General features: G+C 39.4%; 24 protein-coding genes and 1 riboswitch. Of the genes, 11 read left to right on the forward strand and 13 right to left on the reverse strand.

The features are described from left to right. The 11 genes from D8Q48_RS14125 to D8Q48_RS14180 form a co-directional block, all read right to left on the reverse strand. A partial coding sequence (locus D8Q48_RS14125; RefSeq protein WP_121056930.1) for a hypothetical protein occupies positions 1 to 2,918 on the reverse strand: 2,918 nt, incomplete at its 3' end. 705 nt (positions 2,919 to 3,623) lie between these two features. After that, positions 3,624 to 4,427: an HAD family hydrolase gene (locus D8Q48_RS14130; protein ID WP_121056405.1), complete on the reverse strand. Its 804-nt coding sequence runs from the start codon at positions 4,425 to 4,427 to the stop codon at positions 3,624 to 3,626. A gap of 130 nt (positions 4,428 to 4,557) precedes the next feature. Continuing rightward, positions 4,558 to 6,108 (reverse strand): Na+/H+ antiporter NhaC family protein, encoded by a 1,551-nt coding sequence (locus tag D8Q48_RS14135; protein ID WP_347562299.1) that lies wholly within the window; start codon positions 6,106 to 6,108, stop codon positions 4,558 to 4,560. A gap of 173 nt (positions 6,109 to 6,281) precedes the next feature. After that, positions 6,282 to 6,452, reverse strand: a riboswitch (Lysine riboswitch). A gap of 37 nt (positions 6,453 to 6,489) precedes the next feature. After that, positions 6,490 to 7,119, reverse strand: a complete 630-nt coding sequence (gene upp, locus D8Q48_RS14140; RefSeq protein ID WP_121056404.1) for a uracil phosphoribosyltransferase — start codon at positions 7,117 to 7,119, stop codon at positions 6,490 to 6,492. Positions 7,120 to 7,255: 136 nt separating this feature from the next. Continuing rightward, positions 7,256 to 8,623 carry an SPFH domain-containing protein gene (locus tag D8Q48_RS14145; protein ID WP_121056403.1) on the reverse strand — a complete coding sequence of 456 codons (1,368 nt, stop codon included), beginning with the start codon at positions 8,621 to 8,623 and terminating at the stop codon, positions 7,256 to 7,258. Positions 8,624 to 8,792: 169 nt separating this feature from the next. Further along, positions 8,793 to 9,911: a heparan-alpha-glucosaminide N-acetyltransferase domain-containing protein gene (locus D8Q48_RS14150; RefSeq protein ID WP_121056402.1), complete on the reverse strand. Its 1,119-nt coding sequence runs from the start codon at positions 9,909 to 9,911 to the stop codon at positions 8,793 to 8,795. A gap of 259 nt (positions 9,912 to 10,170) precedes the next feature. Further along, positions 10,171 to 11,424, reverse strand: coding sequence for an RNA-binding domain-containing protein (locus D8Q48_RS14155; RefSeq protein WP_121056401.1), 1,254 nt, complete (start codon positions 11,422 to 11,424; stop codon positions 10,171 to 10,173). A 194-nt stretch (positions 11,425 to 11,618) separates the two neighbouring features. Continuing rightward, entirely contained in the window at positions 11,619 to 11,987 is a 369-nt protein-coding gene (locus D8Q48_RS14160; protein ID WP_191855123.1) for a hypothetical protein, read from the reverse strand. Positions 11,988 to 12,523: 536 nt separating this feature from the next. Further along, the gene (guaD, locus tag D8Q48_RS14170; protein WP_121056400.1) at positions 12,524 to 13,738 is read right to left on the reverse strand and encodes a guanine deaminase; all 1,215 of its coding nucleotides are present in this window, start codon (positions 13,736 to 13,738) and stop codon (positions 12,524 to 12,526) included. A 137-nt stretch (positions 13,739 to 13,875) separates the two neighbouring features. Beyond that, complete coding sequence (locus tag D8Q48_RS14175) at positions 13,876 to 15,171, reverse strand: tyrosine-type recombinase/integrase (RefSeq protein ID WP_054703075.1); 1,296 nt, start codon at positions 15,169 to 15,171, stop codon at positions 13,876 to 13,878. An 86-nt stretch (positions 15,172 to 15,257) separates the two neighbouring features. After that, on the reverse strand, positions 15,258 to 15,887 hold the full coding sequence (locus D8Q48_RS14180; protein WP_054703076.1) for a helix-turn-helix transcriptional regulator: 630 nt from the start codon (positions 15,885 to 15,887) through the stop codon (positions 15,258 to 15,260). Positions 15,888 to 16,062: 175 nt separating this feature from the next. Here D8Q48_RS14180 and D8Q48_RS14185 point away from each other — a divergent pair, with 175 nt between their 5' ends. The 11 genes from D8Q48_RS14185 to D8Q48_RS14235 all read left to right on the forward strand — a co-directional run bounded on the left by D8Q48_RS14185 (position 16,063) and on the right by D8Q48_RS14235 (position 23,331). Continuing rightward, positions 16,063 to 16,293, forward strand: a complete 231-nt coding sequence (locus D8Q48_RS14185) for a helix-turn-helix domain-containing protein (RefSeq protein ID WP_002578307.1) — start codon at positions 16,063 to 16,065, stop codon at positions 16,291 to 16,293. Positions 16,294 to 16,439: 146 nt separating this feature from the next. After that, a complete protein-coding gene (locus tag D8Q48_RS14190) occupies positions 16,440 to 16,754 on the forward strand; it encodes a hypothetical protein (protein WP_055219036.1) in 315 nt (104 codons plus the stop codon). Beyond that, positions 16,754 to 17,059, forward strand: a complete 306-nt coding sequence (locus D8Q48_RS17925) for a hypothetical protein (RefSeq protein WP_083460726.1) — start codon at positions 16,754 to 16,756, stop codon at positions 17,057 to 17,059. Before D8Q48_RS14190 ends, D8Q48_RS17925 begins: the two co-directional genes overlap by 1 nt. Then, complete coding sequence (locus D8Q48_RS14200; protein WP_118006327.1) at positions 17,035 to 18,756, forward strand: MobA/MobL family protein; 1,722 nt, start codon at positions 17,035 to 17,037, stop codon at positions 18,754 to 18,756. Before D8Q48_RS17925 ends, D8Q48_RS14200 begins: the two co-directional genes overlap by 25 nt. Continuing rightward, positions 18,695 to 19,444 (forward strand): DUF6040 family protein, encoded by a 750-nt coding sequence (locus D8Q48_RS14205; RefSeq protein WP_242915125.1) that lies wholly within the window; start codon positions 18,695 to 18,697, stop codon positions 19,442 to 19,444. Before D8Q48_RS14200 ends, D8Q48_RS14205 begins: the two co-directional genes overlap by 62 nt. A 430-nt stretch (positions 19,445 to 19,874) precedes the next feature. Next, positions 19,875 to 20,090, forward strand: a complete 216-nt coding sequence (locus D8Q48_RS14210) for a TnpV protein (protein ID WP_243116277.1) — start codon at positions 19,875 to 19,877, stop codon at positions 20,088 to 20,090. Between the two features lie 28 nt (positions 20,091 to 20,118). Further along, positions 20,119 to 20,436, forward strand: coding sequence for an MGMT family protein (locus D8Q48_RS14215; protein WP_347562307.1), 318 nt, complete (start codon positions 20,119 to 20,121; stop codon positions 20,434 to 20,436). 176 nt (positions 20,437 to 20,612) lie between these two features. Then, complete coding sequence (locus D8Q48_RS14220) at positions 20,613 to 21,068, forward strand: MarR family transcriptional regulator (RefSeq protein ID WP_022046904.1); 456 nt, start codon at positions 20,613 to 20,615, stop codon at positions 21,066 to 21,068. Continuing rightward, a complete protein-coding gene (locus D8Q48_RS14225; RefSeq protein WP_054703079.1) occupies positions 21,058 to 22,404 on the forward strand; it encodes an MATE family efflux transporter in 1,347 nt (448 codons plus the stop codon). Before D8Q48_RS14220 ends, D8Q48_RS14225 begins: the two co-directional genes overlap by 11 nt. 90 nt (positions 22,405 to 22,494) lie before the next feature. Beyond that, positions 22,495 to 22,689 (forward strand): cytidylate kinase family protein, encoded by a 195-nt coding sequence (locus tag D8Q48_RS14230; RefSeq protein WP_330412594.1) that lies wholly within the window; start codon positions 22,495 to 22,497, stop codon positions 22,687 to 22,689. Between the two features lie 177 nt (positions 22,690 to 22,866). Then, the gene (locus D8Q48_RS14235; RefSeq protein ID WP_243116276.1) at positions 22,867 to 23,331 is read left to right on the forward strand and encodes a hypothetical protein; all 465 of its coding nucleotides are present in this window, start codon (positions 22,867 to 22,869) and stop codon (positions 23,329 to 23,331) included. Positions 23,332 to 23,704: 373 nt separating this feature from the next. On the opposite strand, the gene D8Q48_RS14240 is transcribed toward D8Q48_RS14235, so the two are convergent. Together D8Q48_RS14240 and D8Q48_RS17830 are read right to left on the reverse strand one after the other, a co-directional pair. Further along, complete coding sequence (locus D8Q48_RS14240; RefSeq protein ID WP_054703081.1) at positions 23,705 to 23,941, reverse strand: DUF6061 family protein; 237 nt, start codon at positions 23,939 to 23,941, stop codon at positions 23,705 to 23,707. A gap of 234 nt (positions 23,942 to 24,175) precedes the next feature. Next, positions 24,176 to 24,301 (reverse strand): hypothetical protein, encoded by a 126-nt coding sequence (locus tag D8Q48_RS17830; RefSeq protein ID WP_279230734.1) that lies wholly within the window; start codon positions 24,299 to 24,301, stop codon positions 24,176 to 24,178. Positions 24,302 to 24,309: the final 8 nt, after the last annotated feature.

A 24,309-nucleotide genomic window follows, 5' to 3' on the forward strand; every position in this document is an offset into this window, starting at 1 on the left:
TCCTCGTACTCGTCTTCGTATTCATCTTCCGGATATTCTTCATCCTCATACTCTGGCAAATCAATTTCTGTTTCCTGTTCAAAAGCCTCTTCTTCCAGAGCAATTGCGTCAACCTCATCCGAAATATCATCTTCCATATCCGGATAAAGATCTCCAAGCTCGTCTGAATAATCTTCTTCTGCTTCAAACGATGCAAAACGATCATCCATAATTCTTTCAAATTCCTGAGTATAACCTCCCTGTGGTTGAACAGCTTCCAGACTTTCTTCTTCCTCTACTGGAAATTCATCCGCATATTCATCTTCATATTCATCTGAGTCATCTACCCTTAACATGTCCATTTCCTGTTCCATGTTATCTTCTGGCATACGCTCCTGTATTTTGGAAGCAGATGTGCTGCTTTCTGACATTGGTTCTTCATCTTCTCTTGGAATTACACCCTCAATCTCGTCTATCAGACGTTGTATGTCTGGTGGCAAGATTGGCTCTCCTGTCTTTCTTTCTACGCTCATTGTTTCCTCTTTCTCAGGCTCTGCCTGCTTGATATCCTTTACAGACTCAGCTTCATTCAGTGCCTCATCTATTTCTTCCACTGATTCTGCTTTATTATCTGAATTTTCTTCAAATGCATCTGCCATCTCATCATCTGACCATTCTTCTGCCGAATCTAAATTCAAAATATCTTCTTCTGATATACCCTCGGTTTCTGGCTCCTCTTCGATGATTTCTTCAACTTCCGGTTCAACAGTCTCCTCGGCTTCTGGCTCCTCTTCGATGATTTCTTCAGCTTCCGGTTCGATAATCTCCTCAGCTTCCGGCTTCTCTTCGGTGATTTCTTCGGCTTCCGGTTCAATAATCTCCTCAGCTTCCGGCTCCTCTTCGATGATTTCTTCCTCTTCTGGTTCGATAATCTCCTCAGCTTCCGGCTTCTCTTCGATAATTTCTTCAGCCTCCGGTTCAACAATCTCCTCGGCTTCCGGCTTCTCTTCGATGATTTCCTCGGCTTCTGCTTCTTCAAATTCTTCCGCTTCTGCCAAAGCGTCTTCTTCATCCCATGCAGCAAACAATTCTTCAAGGCTCATTCTTGCTGTCACTTGATTATCCAGCTGATCTTCTTCCTCATCTGCCGGCTCAATATATTTTGCCTCAAGTACCTGTTCTACTTCGAGAATTTCATCCTCATCTATCGGTTCTTCCTCATCCGGTTCGATAATCTCCTCGGCCTCCGGTTCTTCCTCGATAATTTCTTCCTCTTCCGGTTCCATAATCTCCTCGGCTTCCGGTTCTTCCTCGATGATTTCTTCCTCTTCCGGTTCGATAATCTCCTCGGCTTCCGGTTCTTCCTCGATGATTTCTTCCTCTTCCGGTTCGATGATTTCCTCGGCTTCTGATTCTTCCTCGATAGTTTCCTCAGTTCCACCATACATAGCTATTATCTCTTCCGGCGACATTTCTACTGTATCATCCAGATTCATTGGCAATGTATCATCCAGATTTACTGTTGTTTCAGATTTAGATTTTAGTTTTTTCATACTAAGTTCTTCTAAATCCGAATCAACCTTGACATCTTTCACTGCTTCCAGTGCTTTTTTCTGTGCTCGCTTCTGTTCTACCTTCTGCACCAGACTTAAATCCACAACATCTTCAATATCTTCAATTGCATCATTCAAATCCGACAAATCATCCTCTTTTTTCTCAGCTTCTTCGTCTGAACTTTCTCTAGAACCGCTATCTGAACCATCAATGTGTAATAAAGCCTTCAATGCCTCATCTAAACGCATTGTATTACCGATTTTTTTCTTCTCTGGCTGTTTCTCCTCGACTTCTGATTCTGTTTCTACATCAACGGAATCTTCTTTTGAAGCAAGTACCTGTTCCTTCACGTCTTCGGAAGATTCTGTTTTTTCTGCAATTTCTTCCGGCTCTTGTTCTTCTTTTTCCTCTAACGCCTCTTGCTCCGCAGTTTCTGTCTCTGCCGCTTTTCTTATCGCCTCTGTTAATGAATCAATTGAAGTAGGTTCAAAAGAATCTGCTTCTCCTAAAATCTCTGCTTTCGCTTTTGCACGAACCTCTGCTTTTACAACATCCTCATCTACAAATTTGTTTGCTAAAGTTTCTTCAACTACCGGAATTTTAATATCTGGCTCACTCTCTGCTGATTTATCTGATTCTGCCTTTTCCGCTGTCTTAGCTGCATCTTCCTCAGTCTGCTCTTGTGTTGACGAAACAGGTTTCGCTGCCACCTTAACGCCATTCTCATCTACATTATTTAAATCAGGCAATTCTTCTGTAGTAGTTCCTGGCTTTTCATATCTTCTATTATACTTTTCCTGCTGTGATGGTGTCAGCGGTTTATAACGCATCTTCAGTTCCATCGCCTGATATACATATTTTCCTTCGCTGAACCATAAAATCAGGTCATCACACTCTTCCAGACACTCCGTAATCTTGCCTGCCCGTTCGTATAATTTAGCAAGCTCATATGCCCACTCTTCCACATACTCTGCCTTTTTAAATGATTCGAGTGCATCAATCTGTTGCTCGATCGGAGCTCTCTGTACTTTTAAAATCTGGTATTTTAAAATGTACTGATTTGGATCCTTTGGTGCAATATGAAGGAACTCATCATAATAATCTATTGCCTCATCTACATTTCTTGTTTTCAATGCAAGTGTACACAGGCGATATACGATCTTTCTACTTCCTTCTGCCCTATGATAAGCAATTTTCAAGACTTCGAAACTCTTATGATAATCTCTGCTTTTTTCATATATGTCACTTACATTCATCAGCATTGTAGTATTACGAACTCTTCGCCAGTCAATACTATCTGCAAGTTCTGCTGCTCTGCTGTATGCACCATCTTCCATCAGTTCAAGCATTTGTTCTGTCTTCAGCTTATACTCATACTTGTCCACTGTACTCACCTCGTAAACTTACTCTGTCGTTTCTTTCTCTAAATTATTTATACTCTCTTAAAATGTATCCGTTTCTTAGTGTCTCTTATTGATTTTGTAACTCAATATTTTTTATATTTATCCTACTTATAATTATCAAAGGGTAGACTCCCCGATAATCATTTCTTAGTTTACCATAAGTGCTTCACAATGTCAAAAAAATGCATCCACAATTGACATTGCAGATGCATTTTCTATTTCTTTTTCTCTATTCAATTTTTTATTATTTTATTTTCGCGTTATCTCCCGGATTATTCTTTCTATAACTGTTCAATACCTGCAGTATCCTTACTTCGATATTCCAAATACTTACTTAATTATTCCATCTATAATCGGGTATCTCGCTATTTGATCTGATTTACATCTGATGTTTCTTTACACATCTTATGAAATCCTATCTTATGTGGTATCTATGTTCAATATGTCTGCTGGATTATTGTAAAGATCTCTTATTATTGGACCTTTCATCCGCCATACCACTAACATATTGAGTTGTAATCGAACTAATATCGTCCATTGGACCTCTACCTCCTACTCTATAATATTTCCTTCTTTCGAATTGCCTATAGTTTAACACCCGAATCTTATTTTGTCAATATTTTACGTTTTTTATTTTAAATTTTCTTTCTTCGAATCAAAATTATGCTGTTTTTTCTGATAATTCATTCATCTTTTGGCTATCACTTCTCTTGCCTTGGAAACCGCATCCACAAATCCGTTCTGGTCAATATGCTTTGCAACATAATCTGCCGCTTCCTGCACCTCATCCATCGCATTTCCCATAGCAATCCCAAATCCGGCTGCCCGAATCAACTCTATGTCATTCATGCTATCCCCGATTGCAATAATATCATCCCAGGATGCATGATAATAGTCCATAACACACTCCGCACCTTTAACCTTTCCATTCTCTTTCGGAATCATATCTGCACCACCAAGCTCATCCCCCATACACAAAAGCTTTGTCTCTGGGAAATGCTCCTGTACATCAGCAATTGCTTCTTTTGTATCTGCTAAAAACATCGACGGAATCTGTTTTTCATACAACGCCTTGTATGCGTCCCCACTCTTTGGCAATAACTGCTGCTGTTTTGGAGATGCGGTCTCCTTGAATCGCTCAATGCTGGAAGTACACCAATCATTGCCCTGGCCAGATAACAGACAATAATTTTTTTCTACAACGTAATCTAATATTCTTCTCTGTAAATCCTTATCAAAATATTTTTCTTTTACTAATTTTCCTTCTATCTCAACAATAGCGCCATTTGCACTAACCAGACAATCCGGAGTTATACGTCCTTGAAATTCTTCGGGAAGTGAATTATTTCGAAATGCTCTTCCACTTGCAATAACTAGTTTATATCCGTCCTTTTGCAACTGCTCAAGCGCACATAGTGTACTTTCCGGAATCTGCCATGTCTGATGACTGAAAATTGTATTATCATAATCTATAAAAAATATTGGTTTCATTCGTTTCTTCTCCCTTCGCTTGCTTTACCTAGTTTGAAGTAATTATAACGCAGATTTATATTTAGTCAAAGAAAAAGAGACTCTCGTTTTTAGGAAACACCCAAAAAGTTAGTCTCTTTTCTACTACTTTTTAATTTTCTTTATTTCTTGTATGATTTCGAATTGCAAGAAGCACCAAAATCTGCAATGCAATTCCGATTGCCAGGCAAATAACCGCATTCTGTATCACACCTGCAATTACATATGTGATACATGAAACAGCTGCAACTGTTATTGCATATGGCAACTGTGTTGATACGTGATTTACATGATTACATTGTGCTCCTGCTGAAGCCATAATTGTTGTATCTGAAATTGGCGAACAATGATCTCCACATACAGCTCCTGCCATACAAGCTGAAATGGAAATGATCATCATTGTTTCATTTGTTCCCTGAAATACAGCAACTACAATAGGAATCAATATTCCGAATGTTCCCCATGAAGTACCTGTTGCAAATGCCAGGAAGCATCCTACAAGGAATATAATTGCAGGAAGAAGATTTAATAACCCGCCTGCTGCCGAATTCATTATTGACGCTACATATTCAGCTGCACCAAGGCTATCTGTCATTGATTTTAATGTCCAGGCAAATGTAAGAATCAGGATTGCAGGAACCATAGCTTTAAATCCATCCGGAATACAAGCCATAGAATCCGAAAAACGCAGAACTTTTCTTACTGCATAAAATACAATTGTAATCACCATTGCGAAAAAGCTTCCAAGCATCAGTCCAACAGATGCATCACTTCCTGAAAATGCTTCTACAAATCCTGTTCCCGAGAAGAACCCGCCTGAATAGATCATTCCTATAACACAGCAAATAATAAGTGAAATAATTGGGAATACCAGATCAATTACCTTTCCCTTGTTATAAATAACATTTTCCTGTGCACTCTCATACGGTCTGTCATCCGTTGTATAAAGATCGCCCGCAATTGCATTATCTTCATGTTCTTTCATCGGACCATAATCTTCTTTTGCCAGAACTAAAGTCACCATCATAATAATTGTAAGGATCGCATAATAGTTATATGGAATCGCACGAATAAAGATTGAAAATCCGTCCTCTCCTTTTACAAATCCTGTTACTGCTGCTGCCCATGATGAAATCGGTGCGATAATACATATCGGCGCTGCTGTTGCATCAATTAAATATGCAAGTTTTGCACGTGACACATTGTGACTATCTGTTACCGGACGCATAACGCTTCCAACTGTCAGACAGTTAAAATAATCATCGATAAAAATTAAAACTCCAAGTGCGATTGTTGTAAGCTGTGCACCTGCCCTTGTCTTAATATGCTCTTTAGCCCAACGTCCAAATGCTGCTGAACCACCTGCTTTATTCATCATACATACCATAACACCAAGGATTATCAAAAATATCAGAATACCCATATTATAGCTGTCAGTGAGAACACCTACCACTCCATCCTGAAATACATGTAATATCGTGGCTTCCGGTTTGAATCCCGCCCAAAAAGCTCCTCCGATCAAAACTCCAACAAACAATGAACTATACACTTCTTTTGTAATAAGTGCCAATACAATCGCAATAACCGGAGGTACTAACGACCAGATTGATGCATACATTGCTGGCACATACTCTTTGGATGTGTCTGCTGCAAATACTGTCATCGAACTAAAACATAATATGCTCATTGCAACCAAGAGCAACCCGCCCATTTTTCTCTTGTTTCTCATTTTTTCTCTTTCTTCTCCTTCTTCAACCATTTTTAGACAAAGAAATGCCGCTGGCATCTCTTTGTTGGTGAGTCGCCCGCGGCATAAATAAATCAAAAAATCCATATATCCTCGATAGCTCTCCACACCTGTGACAGTCCGGAGCATATTCTGCATCCGGCCCAGGAATCATATCAGGGAAATATCATTCCTTCGGCGGCTTCTCCTTTCTCCTACTGACAGTCTTCCCTTGACTATTGCCAGACGGATACTCTTATCACCGCGCCTCTATCAAACATTTTATATAATAGCATATTTTATTTTCAAAAACTACCCCTATTTTGTACCAAAAATACGATCCCCTGCATCTCCGAGTCCTGGGCAGATGTAAGCAGCTTTATTCAGCTCTCTGTCGATATGGCCTACATACAACTGAATATTCGGATGTGCATCCATCAGACGTTTAATTCCTTCCGGAGCAGCGATAATAGCCATGAATTTAATCTTCTTACCGCCATGTTTTTTAATAAAATCAACTGCTGCAACTGCTGAACCGCCTGTAGCAAGCATCGGATCTGTAACAACGATCAAACGCTCTTCAATCGGATCCGGCAGCTTACAATAATACTCATGTGGCTCGTGTGTCTCCTCGTCACGATACAGACCAATATGTCCAATCTTTGCTGTCGGCACTAAAGCCTGAATACCATTTACCATTCCCAAACCTGCACGTAAGATCGGTACAATAGCAAATTTCTTTCCGGCAATCTGAGGTGTCATGCATGTTTCAATCGGAGTCTCAACCTCAACATCTTCAAGTGGCAGATCCTTTAATGCCTCATACCCCATCAGCATTGCAATCTCTTCTACAAGTGCACGAAATTCTGCTGTTCCTGTATTCTTATCTCTCAATCTTGAAATCTTGTGCTGGATCAGTGGGTGTGTCATCTCAATTACATTACTCATTTTCTACGTCCTCCATTGTATTCGTACCTTTTATTATAATGATTTTTATGTATTGAAACCACCCTTTTCTAATAAAAATTGTTTCCATTTTCTGCTTAACCATATGTTTTAATAGCACAAATCCCCCGCACTCTTTCTACTGAATATCAGCATCATCAAATGGATCTCCGCACTCTGGGCAGAATTTTGGCGGATTCTTCGGATCTTCAGGTTCCCAACCACATTTATCACAACGATACAATGGTGCCGCTGCCGGTTTTTTGGCGCCACATTCTGAACAGAACTTTCCTTTGTTTACTGCTCCGCACGAACATGTCCATCCCTCTTCCTGTACCGGTTTTGGGCTGCCACATTCCGAACAGAATTTTCCTGTAACTGTTGCACCACATGTACACTGCCAGCTGTCTGCTGCCGGTGCTGCCTGTGAAGGCGGAGTCTGTGCTGCTTGCGCCGCCTGTCTTTCAAGCTCTTCTCTTCGTCTTGCTTCCTCTTGCTGGGCTCCCATTGCAAATAAATTCTGGGCATTCATTCCGCCACCTGCATTCATAGCCATACCCATACCGATAAAGCCGTTCATAGCACCGCCTTCGTTGCTTGCTGCTGCTTTCATCGCATCTGCCTGAGCGCCTACCATAGTTGCCGCTGCCATTGTTGGATTCTGAAGCATTGCTGTACGCTGTGCTTGTTTGATCAACTCTGCATCTTCTTCCGGAAGTGTCACTGAACCAAGTGCAATACTTACTACCTTCAGTCCACGAAGCTCACTCCATTTTGCTGACAGTGTTTCATTCATAGCATTTTCCAGCTCTGTAGTATGATTTACAATTTGATTCGGACGCAGCTCCATATCAGAAAGCCGTCCAAATGCCGGCTGCAAAGCACTGATAAACTCTGTTTTTAACTGTCTGTCAATTTCTTCTCTCGTATACTCATTCTCCACATTACCGCACACATTTGTGTAGAACAACAACGGGTCACTGATTCGATAAGAATAAACACCTGAACATCGTACTGCTACATCAATATCCAGACCTATCTTAGAATCTACAACACGGAATGGAATCGGATTTGGCGTACCGAATTTATTATCAATCAACTCTTTTGTATTAAAATAATAAACTCGCTGATCTTTACCTGTATCGCCGCCAAATGTAAATCGTTTTCCGATTGTTTCAAATGTCTTTGAAATACTATCTCCAAGATTACCGGAGAAGATACTTGGCTCTGTGGATGTATCATATGTAAACTGTCCGGATTCTGCACATATCTCTACTACTTTTCCCTGTTCTACAATAATCATACACTGACCATCTGCCACAGCGATTCCACTACCATTTGTAATAATATTGTCATTGCCTTTTTTATTAGAAGAACGAGAACTTGTCTGCTTCTGTCCTTTCCTCACCATGACATTTTTATCCATTGCTTCACAATAGAAAAACTCTTTCCATTGATCTGCCATTGTTCCGCCTACCGCTCCTGCAACTGCTTTAATAAGTCCCATACCTATATCTCCTTCCATAGAATAATTCGCCTATTATTATCTTACACTTATAATAAGTTGAAATCCACATAATTTCACTATCACTTATGCTAGTAAGTGAATTTTGATAACAAAAAACAACTTATAGAAAATATCAATAAATAGGGTAGCATATAAAAATAATCAATTATTAGCACACTCTTTTTATCTTATTCATAATTATTAAGTATCCTTGTACAAGCAAATCAGTTACTATCAGCACTATAACCGACCATATCAAACACTCTTTTACATTAAATCCGGAAAATGCAGCGAAACCACAAATCACATAATACACACCGATATGCACTGCATATATCTTAGATATTTGTTTTGAATAATAACACAATTTGTTATATCCAAATTTCCATTTTTCTATCATCGGCATAATCCAAAATGCAATTGCAAATACAAGCATGATACTGCAAAAGCTTCCGACTACTTTTGCCAGGCCCGGCGTTCTGTACTGTTCAATCATATAGTTAAAAAATCTGTCAACTGTAGGGTGTGTCATTATGCAGCATGCAAACCATATCACTGCTATAATTCCACATATTATACCACTCTTTTTATAAAAATCTCCTTTTTCATCTTCAGGAACTCTTCTGATCACTTTTCCAAAAACATATCCTAAAAATACATAACTCAAATACGGAAAGAAACAAAAGCTTGTTTCACCTTTTCCGCCAAATGTCATATCCAAAATCCAGTTAAGTACCTGATTATCAGAAACTAACATCTTTGTAAATGGTGATACGATTCCTACTATTACAGCACTGATTACATATCCACTGATCTTTACATTTAATTTTCTATATATCGCAAGCACAAGATAACACATACCTGATATAAAAAATATATTTACAAATGTAAGTGCTGCATACATGTTTTGTGCATATAATTCTCTGCTGCCTGCGACTTCTCCTGTAATCACATTTCTAATATTGAAACTAATTAACAAAGCTGCGGCATAACATAAATTACTTAATCCCTGATACAATAACAGTCTCACACCATTTTTAACCATATCTTCTGGCTTAGAATGTCGTGTAAAAACACTTCCAAATCCCATAGTAAATAAATATAAGCAAGCACCTGTCGGCATAAACAGTGCAAACATAATTTTATGTACATTCGATTCTGCTGCTTCCACGCCTGCTATTATCTGAAATGAATGTATAAATACTATCATGATCATTAGGAAACCTTTTACCAGATCAAGTTCCCGCTGTCGACCTGTATTCACTTCTCTGTCCTGTAAAGATAACATATTTTTCACCTCTTTCACTGTTGTCCCTATTATTAGCGCATCATATTTATCATTATATGCTTATACAATCAGTTTATCATTGAGGCATCTATTGTTCAATTCTGTTTTTTATTCTTATAACACATTGGTGTCAGGCACCCATTAATTTTTAAATCACTTGCATAACAGGTGGTTTAGGATTTCTATCCAATAAAAGAAGCATGCGAAAAACTCGCTGCCGCTCAGATAGTTTCCACATGCCTCTTTAACATATAACATTCTAATTTACCCTATATTTTACCCCACGTCCTGCTCCTCTTCGTGTAATTACATTTTTATCCAGAAGGCCGTTGAGAACTCTTATTGTCTTATCTTTTCCCAAACCTGTAGCCTTCGCAAGCTCTGACCGTGTCATTTCATCCTTCTCTCTTAGTAACTTCCAAATCATCTTTTCTTCTGTTGCTAAATCTTTCATATCTGTGAAAACCGGGAGTACTACCTGAATAGAATTCGAAAACACTTTATATTTTGGTTTTTCGATTGCATCTTTATATGCGTAATTAATTCGCATGATTCCGGTTCCGAATTTCTCTATATATTTCAATCTAAAAAACACATTCCGTATAATTGGATTTCGTAATATTGAAATCTGTCCGTTTAGGTATTCTTCCTCATTAATTCCTTCCGGTAATCCACCTGGCGAATTAATTTCAATTCGATCCGAATACATGCTCACCTTTATAGAAGCTTTTACATCCCACATTCTATGGACCAAAGCATTTGCAATCGCCTCGCGAAAAGCTTTTTCTGGTATCTTATCAACTACATTTCTTTCTGTCCCTTCTATTTTCTCATACTGGTAATATCTCCGAAACATTTGAAGCATTTGCTCTAATTCGTCTAAAATAGAAATATATTCAAATACCTTTCGTTCCATAATTTCATCTATATTTTCCCCAAAACGTATTACATCAATTCCCATAAAACTATTCTTATCCGCAAGAAGTTCTGCCGCAACATTGAACCCAGTTTTATCTGAATATAACTCCAATGTCTTTAATATATCGCTATTCAGTTTTTCTATGTTCATTCCCTGTATTAGCACTTGCTCCAGTTTATTGAAAGTCAAATCTTGATTTCTTGCTGTAATTTCTTCAAACGACTGATTTTCTCCTTCCAGAACTAATCGATTATACTCCATCCTTCCAACTTCTATCGTCGCAGAATCATTTCTCTTATACGCCTTTCCCTTAAAGATATATGGTTTATAACGCCCTTCTTGTACTGTAAGACATATTGTTGAATCCGATTGAATTTGCACTGAATATTCCGGAACCGGCTTTATACTATCATTTATCTTATTTTCGAGATTTAAACAGGCATCTATAGTATTTGGAACACCCACTGTCTCTCCATTATCTTTGACACCAAAAATTATTTGTCCCCCCTCATAGTTGGCAAAAGCACTTATTGTTTTCATGTAGGTATTAGAATCTAGATTATCTTTGTATTCTAATTGTTTTCCTTCTCTCATATTTCTGTGCCTCCTTCATAATTAGGATTCTACAAGAATTCTTTTTTCTATATTATAAAATCGTCGCAATTAATTTGCAACGATTTTATTTTTCGTTGCAAATTAATTGCAACGATTCATCTTTTTGTTTTGAATTGATTCCCTCAATTGAATTAAAGTATTTCCAACAGAACTCTTTTTACTCCTATATGAAATTATTTCTTTTCAGCCTGTTCTTTAATATATTGAAATACCTTTTTATCATTCTTTGATTTTTCATGTTTTATTATGTCCATGGCTCTTTCTTCTATCAGCTCCTGCTTTCTTGTCTGAACAACAAAATAGCTCTGAGCAAACGCAATCTCTTCTTTTCTAGGATCGCCATTTTGAGCAATAAGATAACATGCATATCTGGTAAACATGTAATCCTTTACCGCTCTTTCTGCCCCACTACCTATTGGAACCATTTTCGTGACGTTGCGAAAATGGTCCGCTGGCTCTATTTCAGAAGCCTTACAAGAATCTACCGCTCTTTCAATTGCCTTATGAAAATATTCCCAGCGATCATATCCAAGAAGAGCCATCAAATCCCTTACATACTAAAATTCAACAGCTTCTTCTTGTATTATCTTTACAATTTCATCAAAAGCATTTTTCATTGCATATATTGTTTTCTTATCCATATTCCAAAACTCCTTTATCCAATTATGGAACTCTTAAAGTGTTCGAATTCGAACACTTTAAACTTCCATACGCCTTTTTATATTCCGTTCTTCAAATTATCTAAAAATTGACTAAAAATATATCACCGTTCATACGATGCAATAATTTCTTTGCGTTCCTGCTTGTTCTGTTCCTGTTGTAATTTCAACGCCTGTTGCGATTTTGTACCATATCATTTGCCATATCAACTCATCTCACTTTTAAGAGGTCTTGTCAAGTACTTCTTTGTAAAATCGCATAAATTGCATAAATAAACCTCTTGGATTTGCATTAATTAAATACTAATCCAAGAGGTAAAAAAGGTATTCTCTCGCAAGAGGCAGATTGGGGGGCTGCCTCTTGCGAGAACTCTTATCGCCGACCCCCAATCTTTAGTTGATTATAAAGAATCTCTTTTTTAATCAGCTACTTTTTCTCCTGCTACATATTTAGCATAAACTTCTCGTTCATCCGCCAAATAAATCATTCGTTCTAAACGCTGTTCCATATTCATCTCCTGTGGATGAATCAATCGTTTATCATCGAGCACTACTGCATCCATTTCATATCCTGCTTCGAAGCTTCCCACTTTACCAAAAAATTCTCCGCCTCCTTTTGTAGCCATATAAAATACTTCAGGCATAGTTAATTGAGTCAATTTTTCATCTTTCAATCTCCAACGTAACTTTGACGCCTGAACTGCATACCTCATAGCAACAAACATATTTTCCGTAGATCCGGCAGCCACATCACTTCCTAAGCCTACATGCATTCCTTCTGCCAAATATTGTCTGATAGGTGCCACTCCTGATGACAAATTCGTATTTGATTCCGGACAGTGTGCGATAAACACACCATTTTCCTTCATCCTCCTGATCTCATTTTCATCTGAATGTACGCAATGAGCCATAACCGTCTTGCTGTCTCTTCCAAACAGCCCAAACTGATCATATGCATCTCCATAAAATTCTGATTTTGGACATAATTCCTGTACCCATGCAATCTCTCCATAATTTTCTGAAAGATGCGACTGTACTGGAATCTGATATTTTACTTGAATATCTTTCAACTTATGCATAAGTTCATCTGTACAGCTTGGTATAAATCGAGGAGTTAAAATCGGTCTTGTATGTTGATACTGTTTCTTTTGCACTTCTTCAAGCCATGAGATTGTTTCATTTACGCTTTCTTCTGTTTCTTCTCGCAGATAATCCGGTGAATTGCGATCCATGTTCACCTTACCAACCATTGTAGCAAGCCCGGCTTTTTCAAGCATATCCATCAATAAAATAGTTGAATCTTTATGAATCGTTGCAAATATGCACGCTCTTGTTGTTGCACTTTTCTTCAGATTGTCTACAAACATCTGATAAGCTTTTTGAGCATAAATTATGTCTTTATACTTTGACTCCTCTGGAAAAGTATTTGTCTCCAGCCAGTCTAAAAGTTCCATATCCATACCTAATCCACGAAAAGCATACTGTGGTGCATGTACATGCAAATCTACAAATCCAGGAACGATGATTCTGTCTCCATAATTCTCTACCAGTATTCCCTCGTATTCTTCCGGAAGTATCGAATACACTCCTTCAATTTTATTTGCTTTATATACAAGATATCCATTTTCGCAAATCTTTAATTTGTGGAGAGATTTCCTGAACTTTCCTTATTTTTCAAGGCTTACAGCCCCTTAGATAGTGAAATGATATGTATTTTCCCTTATTTTTGCCCTTATGCGGAATCCGCAAGGGAAATAAGGGAAATTTTTAGTTAAGCATTGCTCGCTACTTTATCAAGAAGTCTTGCGGAATCCCGTTTTGCTTTTCTTGTTGAGTGAGCGTAAATATTCATTGTGGTACTGACATCAGAGTGTCCTAACAGTTCCTGTACATCTTTCGGTGCAGCTCCATTGGAAAGCAGATTGCTGGTATAAGTGTGACGCAACTGGTGAAAATGGAAATCTTCAAATCCTTCCAGCTTCTTTGCCACTGATCTGCATACAATGCTGAGTGTACTCGGCAGTTCCAAAGAGCCATCTGGTCGCAGGCAGACAAAGGAGATTTCTTTGTAATCTGTCGGGATTTCCTGTGTTCCGTCAAGATGATAGTATTCATAATATACCCTGTTTTTCACATGCACTTCTTTGTAGTAATTGCGGTGATATAATTCGCCATACTGCATCCGGTTTTTGAGCTGTTCTTTTCTGGCAGCTTTCAGTACTTCAGTCAGCGTATCTCCAAAATCAACAATCCTTACTTTTTTCCGTTTCGTTGGTCCGATAATATTTTTGTGTTTCATGCCGTCGTAGCGGATACTGCGTTTTATGGTCAGGCATTGTTCCTCAAGGTTAATGTCCTGCCATGTAAGACCACAGGTTTCCCCGATACGGAGCCCGGCATAATACGCAATTTGAATCGGCAGAATAGCAGGTGGATTTTTCTTTTCCAGATATTGGATAAGCCGTTCATAATCCTCATGTGAAATCGGCTGTGTACCTTCTTCCACTTCATCATCGGAAAAGAGGTCAACTTCCTCTGCCTGCTTTTTCAGCTTAATATACTGCATCGGATTGAAACTGATTAACTGTTTTGGAAATACTGCAAAACGGAATGACTGCTGTAACACTGCGGAAAAAGAATGGATATAATCTTTGCTGTATCCTTTTCTTACTTTCCCGTCTGGAAACTCACCACCGAATGTAAGCAGATCAAGAAATGCCTGTAAATGTTCGGCAGTAACTGTTTTCAGTTTGCGGTCTGCAATCGGGTGTTTTTTGATATAGCGGATTACACCAAGATAATTTTCTACTGTACCGTTGCTGAGTGTCCCAGTTTTTAGTTCTTCTTCTGCCCACATGTCCAGAAGTTCTCCTACGGTAAGATTATCTGCCTTTGCGACAAATTTCTTATTTTCGTAATCTTCCAGTGCCTTGCGGAGAAGCTTTTCCGTCTCACTTTTACTCTCGGTTCCGGCGTATTCTTTCTGAACCATTTTACCGCTTGCATCTTCTACATAGAAGCGATAGTACCATTTTTTTCCTTTTTTTCTAACAGATCCTTTTGCCATAATCGTATGTCTCCTTTCGATATCAGACAATCGGAACTGTTGAAATGCTTCTTGCGTGTAAGTATATCACAACTCCGGTTGTCTTACTATACCGATTCAGAATCCTCATACATAACTTCGGATAAAAGATTGGCAAGCCTTTGTTCTGCTGCTTCCGGTTTCTTTGAATAGAGCCTTATCACATCTGCCATATCGTTAAATGCGTTGACAGTATGCGTGATCTCCCTGAGAAACATAATCTCATTATATTCATCTTTCGATTCAAATCCCATTACTTTGGCAATGTCCGCATCTTTGGTACTGCCTTTGTAATTTTTGCAGGCGAACTGAAACGAATCCAGAAACAATTCATATTGCTTTAACAGTAACAGCAGTAAGTCTTTAGAAAAAGCGTCTTCTGTTTTATTGAGGTCAAGAGGTAACTGTTTGAGAATGTTGCCCATCGCATCACGAATCTGCAATTCTTTCTTATCCGTAATATCAGTTTCATATTCATCGGTTTCCCCTTTGAGCCATTTGATTGATACATGAAGTGCTTCCGAGAGACCTTCCAGTACCATCTTTTTGGTATTGTCAATCGAACCGTTCTCATAACGCAGGATTGTGGAAGCGGTAACTCCCATCTTCTCTGCGACATAAGGCTGTGTCAGATTTAATTCCAGACGGCGCTGTTTTGCCCTGCTGCCGATCAGCTTGCGTAGTTCTTTATCTTTCATGCTGATGTGCCTCCTTTTTCGGTATGTCATTACTATACCACGTAACAACATATATTGCAATATGCAATTTAAAGAAAAGAAATATAATTTCATAATGCTTGACAACAAGATGCAAACACGCTATACTGACAGCACAAACGAAATTGCATAATGCAATCAATAAGGAGGTGGTCATATGACGCAAAGAAAGATCGCCTTATCTATTGAGGAAGCTGCTGATTATACGGGAATTGGCAGGAACACCCTGCGAAAGTTGGTAGAGTGGAAGAAACTTCCGGTATTGAAGGTTGGGAGAAAAGTCCTGATCAAAACAGATATGCTGGAACTCTTTATGGAAGCCAACGAGGGCAGGGACTTGAGGGATAAGGGAAATGTGAAAGCAGTCACAAGAAACGGTTCAACTTAAAAAAGCGGTTCCCGAAGAAACCGCCAAAGGTTCTATCAGACCGGAGCCATGATATACCTACACGCAAGCAGATTATACCATGTACTTCGTCTGATAGACAACAGGAAACTTATGTTTGGAAGAAAAATGAAAGGACGATGATATTTATGGCAAGATCAACAAAGAGTTATGAGGAGCGTATGCTCCAGTTGGAAAAGAAAGAACAGGAAAGCCTTGAGAAGGCAAAACAGTATGCAGCACAGAAACGGGAACTGAAGAAACGTCAGAAAGATGTGGAAACCAAAAAGCGGACACACAGGCTCTGCCAGATTGGCGGTGCGGTGGAATCGGTGCTGGGTTCTGCGATTGAGGAAGAAGATATCCCGAAGCTGATCGGCTTCTTAAAAAGGCAGGAAGCAAACGGAAAGTTTTTCTCAAAGGCAATGCAGAAAGAGCCAGTTGCAAATACGGAGGAAGTGTAATGCCGGAGGGAGTGGGTTTTCCATTCCCTTCATTGCTTTTTTATGAAGGGCGCACTTATGGACAACCAGAGGTCGTCCGTATAAGTTTGCCACAGATGGCAACCGGTCTGCGCTTACGCTTGCCGGGCTCGTTCCGTCGGCGGGGCTTTCAGCCAGACCTGCTCATGCCGCAGGAGGCACTCTTATGCAGAGGGCGTTCCGGCAGATACCATTTTCTTTTAGGGAAAAGGTTACCTGCTGGAAATCAAAGCCGGATACGGCAGAAAGGGGGAAACGGAGCATGGCGATTTTTCATTATACAGTAAAGATTGTTGGACGCAGCAAAGGAAAATCCATCATATCGGCGTCTGCTTATCTCAATGGCGATGTGATGAAAAATGAAGAAACAGGCAGGATCAGCTACTACACTTCAAAAAAAGAAGTCGTTTATACCAGCCTGATGATGTGTGAAAATGCACCACAGGAATGGCAGAATGTACCTGCTGAAACTATCAGACGGTTCCAGAAATCAGTCCGATATAAAAGAGCAGATAACAAAGAAGCTGCACTGGAAAAATTCAAACTTACTTTTCAGAAACAGCGTTTGTGGAATGAAGTTTTGAAGATTGAGAAGACCGCGGATGCACAGCTTGGCAGGTCGTTTGAGTTCTCACTACCGAAAGAATGGAACCGAAAGGAACAGATTGAATATACAACGGATTATATTCAGAAAATCTTTGTAGACAAAGGCATGTGTGCAGATTGGAGCATTCACGATAAGGGCGATGGAAACCCACATGTGCATTTACTTGTTACCATGCGTCCATTCAATCCAGACCATTCATGGGGAAACAAAGAAGTCAAAGACTGGGATTTTGTCAGAGATAATGATGGAAATATCGTGGTTGATGAGTCTCACCCGGACTGGTGGCAGGATAAAAAGAACCCTGCCCGTCATGGAATCCGAATCCCGGTATTGGACGAAAACGGTAATCCGAAAATCGGTGCAAGGAATCGTAAACAGTGGAAACGTGTATTAACCGATGCTACCGGATGGAACAATCCCAAAAATTGTGAACTATGGCGGAGCGAATGGGCAAATGTCTGTAATGCACATTTGAAAACGGAAAATCACATTGACCACCGTTCTTATGCAAGGCAGGGAAAATTTGAGATACCAACGATCCATGAGGGTGCGGATGCCAGAAAAATTGATGAGAAATTTCAAAACGGACAGACATCCTCCGCTTCATGGAAAGTGGAGGAAAACCAGATCATAAAAAGACAAAATGCACTGCTGGGTAAAATAAAGATTTCTTTTGGAAAAGTATCTGGTGCATTGACACAATGGAAGGAGCGATTGGATGACATTAGAAGAAAGCCGGGAAGTCATTCCCATGATGGAGACAATGATAAACCAGATCGAGGAACAGCAGAATCTTATGGCAGAGATGATACAGGAATTACAGGAACGGGACAGGCAGCTTCTGTTTTTTCAGGAGCAGAACCAGAGTTTAAAAAACTTAAACAGCGAATTATCCGGGCTGCTGAATCTTTTGCCAGATACAGAAGAACTGCTCTCACAGATCGAGCAACAGAAAACCAGAATCGAACAGTTGGAAACCGAGAATCAGCAATGGCAGGAATTAACGCAGAAGCTGAACAGCGAGAACAGCTTATTGCAGAAACAGAATACCGAATTGCTGACCTTAAACAGCAGATAGAGAAAGTGAGGGAGCTTGATGAACGGATGCAAAGACTTAGAGAACGTCGGGCAGGTGGAAGAACTTTTGCTGATGACAGAACAGATGCAGGACGAACTGGATCAGAAAGACCAGACAATTTTGGAACTGAACAAGCAGCTAAGCGAATCGCTGACCTTGAACGAGAAATTGAACAGCGAAAACAGAGTCGAGAATATCGAAGCATTGCGGACAAGATTAAGGCAAACAGAGGAGCGATTGACCAACGAGACAGACAGAAGGAAAAGAGCCGACGCAGAAGTCGTGGCATGGAAATTTAAGTATGAAAAAGCAGAACAGGAGAAACTTTATGCACAGACACACCAAAAGACGGTAGAGGTAGCTGTTGAGAAAAAAGTGCCTTATGAGAAATGTGAAAAATGTGACCGCACTGCTTACCAGAAAGCAAAAGAAAAATGCGATAACCGCAAAAGTCAGCTGGAAAAGAAATTTAAAAATATGACAACTGGTTATGAAAGTATCCTGTTCCTACTGGCATGGTACAGCATAACAATAACCCTGTTTACGGCTATTCTTTCGCCAGTTTTCCTTAACGACTGTATCACCTTTTTCGGTGTGTTAGGAAAAGGAATGGGAAGCTTGTTTCGGGAGTTTGTCATAGGTGCAGATTCTTTCGGACAGTTAAGCAGCGGAATACCTAACCGTATCCTTTCCGGGCTTATGTACTGGCTGATCGTAGCTATTGTTATGGGAATTTTATTTATAATAACCGGATTACTGATAGTTGGGATTGGCTATCAGGTTGGAAAAATCTACCGGAAATATTGCTGGGATATCCTCAGTATAATAGTGGCGATAACGAGTGCAGCTATTGTAATTTACTTTGGAGAATGGATAAAATCTGTTATTCCTGTAAATCTTATCACGCTGTTGCTACTGGTGCATGTGATTTATATTGGAATTCGATGCTATGTGAAAGACTGGCAGGAAGAACGGGGATATTATTAAGAGTAGGTCGGACAGCTAAATTTTTAAAGCTGTCCGATTTGTGCATAAAAATAAAATTTATTCGTTTGGATATTACTTTATTGGTTTTATTATAATAAAGCCAATTATAATAAGAAATAGTGTTAGTATCCATGAAATAGGAAAAGCATAATACAGAATATTTAACTGGCAATGCTGCCTGAAAATAGTATATATCCAGAGGATACGAAAACAACAGGTTCCTATGATAGTTGCAATAGCCGGGTATAAAGAGTGCCCAGTACCTCTTAATACACCTGTCGGAATCTCATAATAAAATGAACGCAGGCAGCGAAGCAACTGCGTTCATGAGCAAGTAGCGAAAGCGGATTGCGAATGTCCTATTTATATAACGTATACAAATGTAAATGGATATCTGATCCCGAATCTCACCTATAAATCCGGTGAGCAGATGGAGCAACTTGGCAAGTATGGTTTTCTTCACAGAGATTATCTGAAGAATCATCGAAATTCAACTTATCAGGTGATGCTTCTGCAGGACACCATTGGAGAGCATCTTCTGGAAGTAGACAAGGCAGCCAGAGAACGGGAAGAAGTGATTCTGAAACAGCTAGAGAAAAAAGAGCCTTTGCCGGATAAAGAGAAAGATCAGATTATCTGGGTATGATCTGGTTACGGACAGTCCGACAAAGAGAATCTATGAAGCAGTGAAGCGTATTCCGAAAGGACATGTGGCAACTTATGGGAAGATCGCAGAGATGGCGGGAGACCACAGAATGGCAAGAGCCGTGGGCAATGCACTGCATAAGAATCCGGATCCGGAACATATTCCGTGCTTCAGAGTGGTCAATGCGAAAGGTGAACTGGCCGGGGCATTTGCGTTTGGTGGAGAGGATGTACAGGCAGAACTTCTTCGAGCGGATGGAGTTGAAGTGATAAATGGAAGGGTAGATTTGGAAAAATATGGAATATGTGTCTGCGGAAATCTGGGAAAAAATTCCGGAAGATATTAAGAAGATGATAAATTTTCAGCGGATCAGCTGTTAACAATGGAATAAAAGCTTGACAAATTTCTAAATTTTTATATAATTATCAAAGGTAATTAACTGTGATAATTACTAGAAGTGCCATGAATGCAAAAGAAAGTATAAGTGGTGATTTTACTGATAATATATAAGGAGGACAGAATATGACAAGTGAAATAATAAAAAGGATGTTCGATGCATGTTATCAGGCAAAGCGGACCCGGGAGATGCTCCCACCGTTGCCCGAAGGTGTTCGTTCATCCTTTATTCAATATCTGGATACGATACAGTCTTTGGAAGGACAGGGCGTACAGGTAAAGGTGTCGGATATCAGTGATGCAATGGAGCTTCCAAGACCGGGAGTTACAAGAACTGTCAAAGAGATGGAAGAAAAAGGATACCTTAAGAAAATGGCTTCTGAAGCAGATGGACGTGTCACATACATAGCTGTTACAAGAAAGGGAACAAATCTTTCGCAGAAATATGACGAACAATATTTTAAAAGTCTGCTCCCTTACATGGAAGAAATCTCGGACGAAGATGCAGAATGTATGATACGGACGATAGAGAAATTTTATCAGATCATGTGCGAAAGGAGAAAACATTACGATGAACGATAAGGCAGATTTTACACAAGGAAGCATACTTAAAAAACTGATTGCATTTATGATACCGGTGCTGGGATCATTGATCCTGCAGGCGGCATACGGTGCAGTGGATCTTCTGGTAGTTGGAAGATTCGGTTCTACATCCGGGCTTTCAGCGGTTTCTACGGGAAGTCAGGTATTGAATCTTGTAACTTTTGTAGTGACACAGTTTGCAATGGGTATTACGGTACTGATTGCGAGATATCTCGGTGAAAAGAGACCAGAGCAGATTGGATCGGTCATTGGCGGATCAGCAGTTGTATTTACGATGATTGCAGTCGGATTATTTATTGTTATGGTTGGATTTGCACATCCAATCTCAGTCCTGATGCAGGCTCCGAAAGAGGCGGTTGAGCTGACCTCGGTATATGTGCGTATCTGCGGAGGCGGTATTTTCTTTATTGTTGCATACAATCTTTTATCAGCAATTTTCCGTGGACTGGGGGACAGTAAATCACCGTTGCTATTTGTATTTGTTGCATGTATTGTAAATGTGATCGGAGATATAGTACTTGTGGCAGGATTTCATATGGACGCAGCAGGTGCGGCGATTGCAACTGTTACAGCGCAGGCACTCAGCGTAGTATTTGCTATTGTTATTCTGATCAAAAAGGAACTTCCATTTAAGATTACCAGAAAAGATTTCGGGTTGAATAGTCAGTGTAAGAAATTCCTAAAGATCGGACTTCCGCTTGCACTGCAGGAGTTCCTGACACAGATGTCCTTCCTGGCACTTTGTGCATTTGTGAACCGGCTTGGCCTGGAAGCTTCTTCGGGTTACGGTGTTGCATGTAAGATTGTCAACTTTGCGATGCTGGTTCCAAGTGCGCTGATGCAGTCGATGGCATCCTTTGTATCTCAGAACATCGGAGCAGGCAAGGCAAAGCGTGCGAAGAAATCCATGTTTACCGGAATCGGTGTTGGCCTGGTTGTGGGATGTATAGTATTTTTATTGGTGATGTTTGGAGGCGATATACTGGCAGGGTTCTTCACAACGGATGTAGCCGTTATCCAGAAAGGGTATGCATATCTGAAAGGATTCGCACTGGAAACAATCGTGACAGCAATTCTGTTCAGTATGGTCGGATATTTCAATGGTAATAACAAGACGGTATGGGTAATGACACAGGGATTAATCCAGACATTGCTGGTACGTCTTCCATTTGCCTATGTGATGAGTATCCAGCCGAATGCAAGCCTGACGAAGATCGGTCTTGCGGCACCAGTATCGACAATGGTGGGAATCGTGCTAAATGTTGGATTTTATATTTATCTTGACCGTGCAGAGAAAAAAAGTAACGCTTTATAAATCATTATATGTTTAAAAAAGGGAGCGGGAGAGACACTGCAGGTAATTGCTTGAGACCAAGGGAATGCTTCTGGATGATGCATACAGCGTATCAGCTGGTTATATAATGTCAGTGACCAGAAAGCAGCAAAGCTGATAGAGGATACAGATAAAAGGCGTATGACAAATTATAACTTTTATACCGGGCAGAAGTGGGGAAAGGCCAGCAATTACACGTTGTGTCTGAACAGTTCACAGCTTGGATATGGCAGATGTGAAGCGGTTATTATGGAGTGCGCGAAATAAAAAATCCGGTTATAGTAAAATCCCATCTTTGGCAGTTGGAAAGAAAAAATGGCTGCATACCAAGCAAAATCAAGGTGTGCAAAAAAAATCTCAAATAATTAGCACTCACCTCTTGATCAAGCAACTTTTTAGGCAATAAACTTTACTCTTTGGCTTGCAGAAGAGGACAATCTTGCGTTGCTGGCGGATGCCGTTGGCTTGGAGATAACCTTTGATGAAACTGAGTCCAGCGTTGGAGATTTTAATGTAGACATTTATGCAACTGAAACAGGAACGGACAGAAAAACCATTATTGAAAATCAGCTTGAAGATACAGACCATGATTACCTTGGTAAATTGATTACATATGCCTCCGGCAAATCTGCCGATATTGTAATTTGGGTTGTCAAGAGAGCCAGAGAAGAACATCGCTCTGCAATTGAGTGGCTGAATAATCACATCGATGAGAATATTGCGCTCTTCTTGGTAGAAATCAAACTATACCAAATAGGCAGTTCGGATATCGCCGTTAAATTTGAAGTGGTAGAAAAGCCTAATGACTGGACAAGAAAGCCAACAGAATCCTTATATCTTATTCGGCAAATTTTTAAAATAAGGATAAGTGGTCTGAACAGTTCGATTGGGCGATGGACGTTGCCCTGAAGATGAAAAATACCTTCAAGAAATACTTATAAATAATAATCGCATTTGGTATACTTCCTGAAATGATTTTGAGACGTATACCATATCAGATTGCAATCCGACCATTTCAAACACCATATTTCAGAGAAATTGCATTGGCGATGAAAGATCGGACCAAAATTACTCCAGCAGTTAAAAAGTTCACAGAATATTTAAAATATAGGAACATTGATTAAATACTGAATCAAAACTAAAAAGTTTTCATTTGAAATTAATATGCAAATGGCTCAGTATTATTCAAACAAGGTATATTAAGAAACTTGCTTACCATCAATTATAGTAATTTTGATTAAGTAGCCTGTATGTGAAATAAAGAATACAGGCTACTTGTATTTTATAATTCTAATGAATCTTCCGCATCTACCCACATCTGCAAATTTCCATCAAGATATAATCTTGCATATTCAAGAGGTTCATCAATGGCGAGTGCGTTTAATGCACAGTCTGATCCTGGTGTGGTTTTTAAGTCCTTTTCTGCTTCCCAACAGTCAATGCGAAGCATATAGCCTGCACTGGTATAAACATCAATGCTGTTTCGTCCGGGATTATATTCTGCAAATATTGTTCTCATCGTATCTTATCTCCTTATCGATCAATAAATCATCTGTTACAAAAATCAGAAGCATTTCAATCAGTTCACCATGTCACTTTTATTTTGTGTTATACTGTTTTATATAATTTTTTTGCCCTTGTATTTTCCCTTATCAGTGTTCGTAAACACTGGTAGGACGATATAACACAAGGGAAACAATAAGGGAAAGCTCACCTGCGACAAATCCAGTGTTTTCAAGGAATTGCGGAGAATTTAATAACAAAATATAACAGTTATTAAATCTCTTAAAACAGGTGAAATCTCAATCTTTAATTTGTTAGAGGATTCAGAATATACAATCTGCCCCCTTAAAGCTCTAGGATCTGTTTTTTCATTCATTATCTACT

Source organism: Ruminococcus sp. B05, assembly GCF_003628495.1.
GTDB lineage: Bacteria > Bacillota > Clostridia > Lachnospirales > Lachnospiraceae > Schaedlerella > Schaedlerella hominis.

Coding starts and splice junctions, on each gene's coding strand:
- D8Q48_RS14130 (WP_121056405.1), bottom strand. CDS start 4,427: ATGAAACCAATATTTTTTATAGATTATGATAATACAATTTTCAGTCAT.
- D8Q48_RS14135 (WP_347562299.1), bottom strand. CDS start 6,108: ATGACAGTATTTGCAGCAGACACATCCAAAGAGTATGTGCCAGCAATG.
- upp (WP_121056404.1), bottom strand. CDS start 7,119: ATGAGTAATGTAATTGAGATGACACACCCACTGATCCAGCACAAGATT.
- D8Q48_RS14145 (WP_121056403.1), bottom strand. CDS start 8,623: ATGGGACTTATTAAAGCAGTTGCAGGAGCGGTAGGCGGAACAATGGCA.
- D8Q48_RS14150 (WP_121056402.1), bottom strand. CDS start 9,911: ATGTTATCTTTACAGGACAGAGAAGTGAATACAGGTCGACAGCGGGAA.
- D8Q48_RS14155 (WP_121056401.1), bottom strand. CDS start 11,424: ATGAGAGAAGGAAAACAATTAGAATACAAAGATAATCTAGATTCTAAT.
- D8Q48_RS14160 (WP_191855123.1), bottom strand. CDS start 11,987: ATGGCTCTTCTTGGATATGATCGCTGGGAATATTTTCATAAGGCAATT.
- D8Q48_RS14175 (WP_054703075.1), bottom strand. CDS start 15,171: ATGGCAAAAGGATCTGTTAGAAAAAAAGGAAAAAAATGGTACTATCGC.
- D8Q48_RS14180 (WP_054703076.1), bottom strand. CDS start 15,887: ATGAAAGATAAAGAACTACGCAAGCTGATCGGCAGCAGGGCAAAACAG.
- D8Q48_RS14185 (WP_002578307.1), top strand. CDS start 16,063: ATGACGCAAAGAAAGATCGCCTTATCTATTGAGGAAGCTGCTGATTAT.
- D8Q48_RS14190 (WP_055219036.1), top strand. CDS start 16,440: ATGGCAAGATCAACAAAGAGTTATGAGGAGCGTATGCTCCAGTTGGAA.
- D8Q48_RS17925 (WP_083460726.1), top strand. CDS start 16,754: ATGCCGGAGGGAGTGGGTTTTCCATTCCCTTCATTGCTTTTTTATGAA.
- D8Q48_RS14200 (WP_118006327.1), top strand. CDS start 17,035: ATGGCGATTTTTCATTATACAGTAAAGATTGTTGGACGCAGCAAAGGA.
- D8Q48_RS14210 (WP_243116277.1), top strand. CDS start 19,875: ATGGAGCAACTTGGCAAGTATGGTTTTCTTCACAGAGATTATCTGAAG.
- D8Q48_RS14220 (WP_022046904.1), top strand. CDS start 20,613: ATGACAAGTGAAATAATAAAAAGGATGTTCGATGCATGTTATCAGGCA.
- D8Q48_RS14225 (WP_054703079.1), top strand. CDS start 21,058: ATGAACGATAAGGCAGATTTTACACAAGGAAGCATACTTAAAAAACTG.
- D8Q48_RS14240 (WP_054703081.1), bottom strand. CDS start 23,941: ATGAGAACAATATTTGCAGAATATAATCCCGGACGAAACAGCATTGAT.
- D8Q48_RS17830 (WP_279230734.1), bottom strand. CDS start 24,301: ATGAATGAAAAAACAGATCCTAGAGCTTTAAGGGGGCAGATTGTATAT.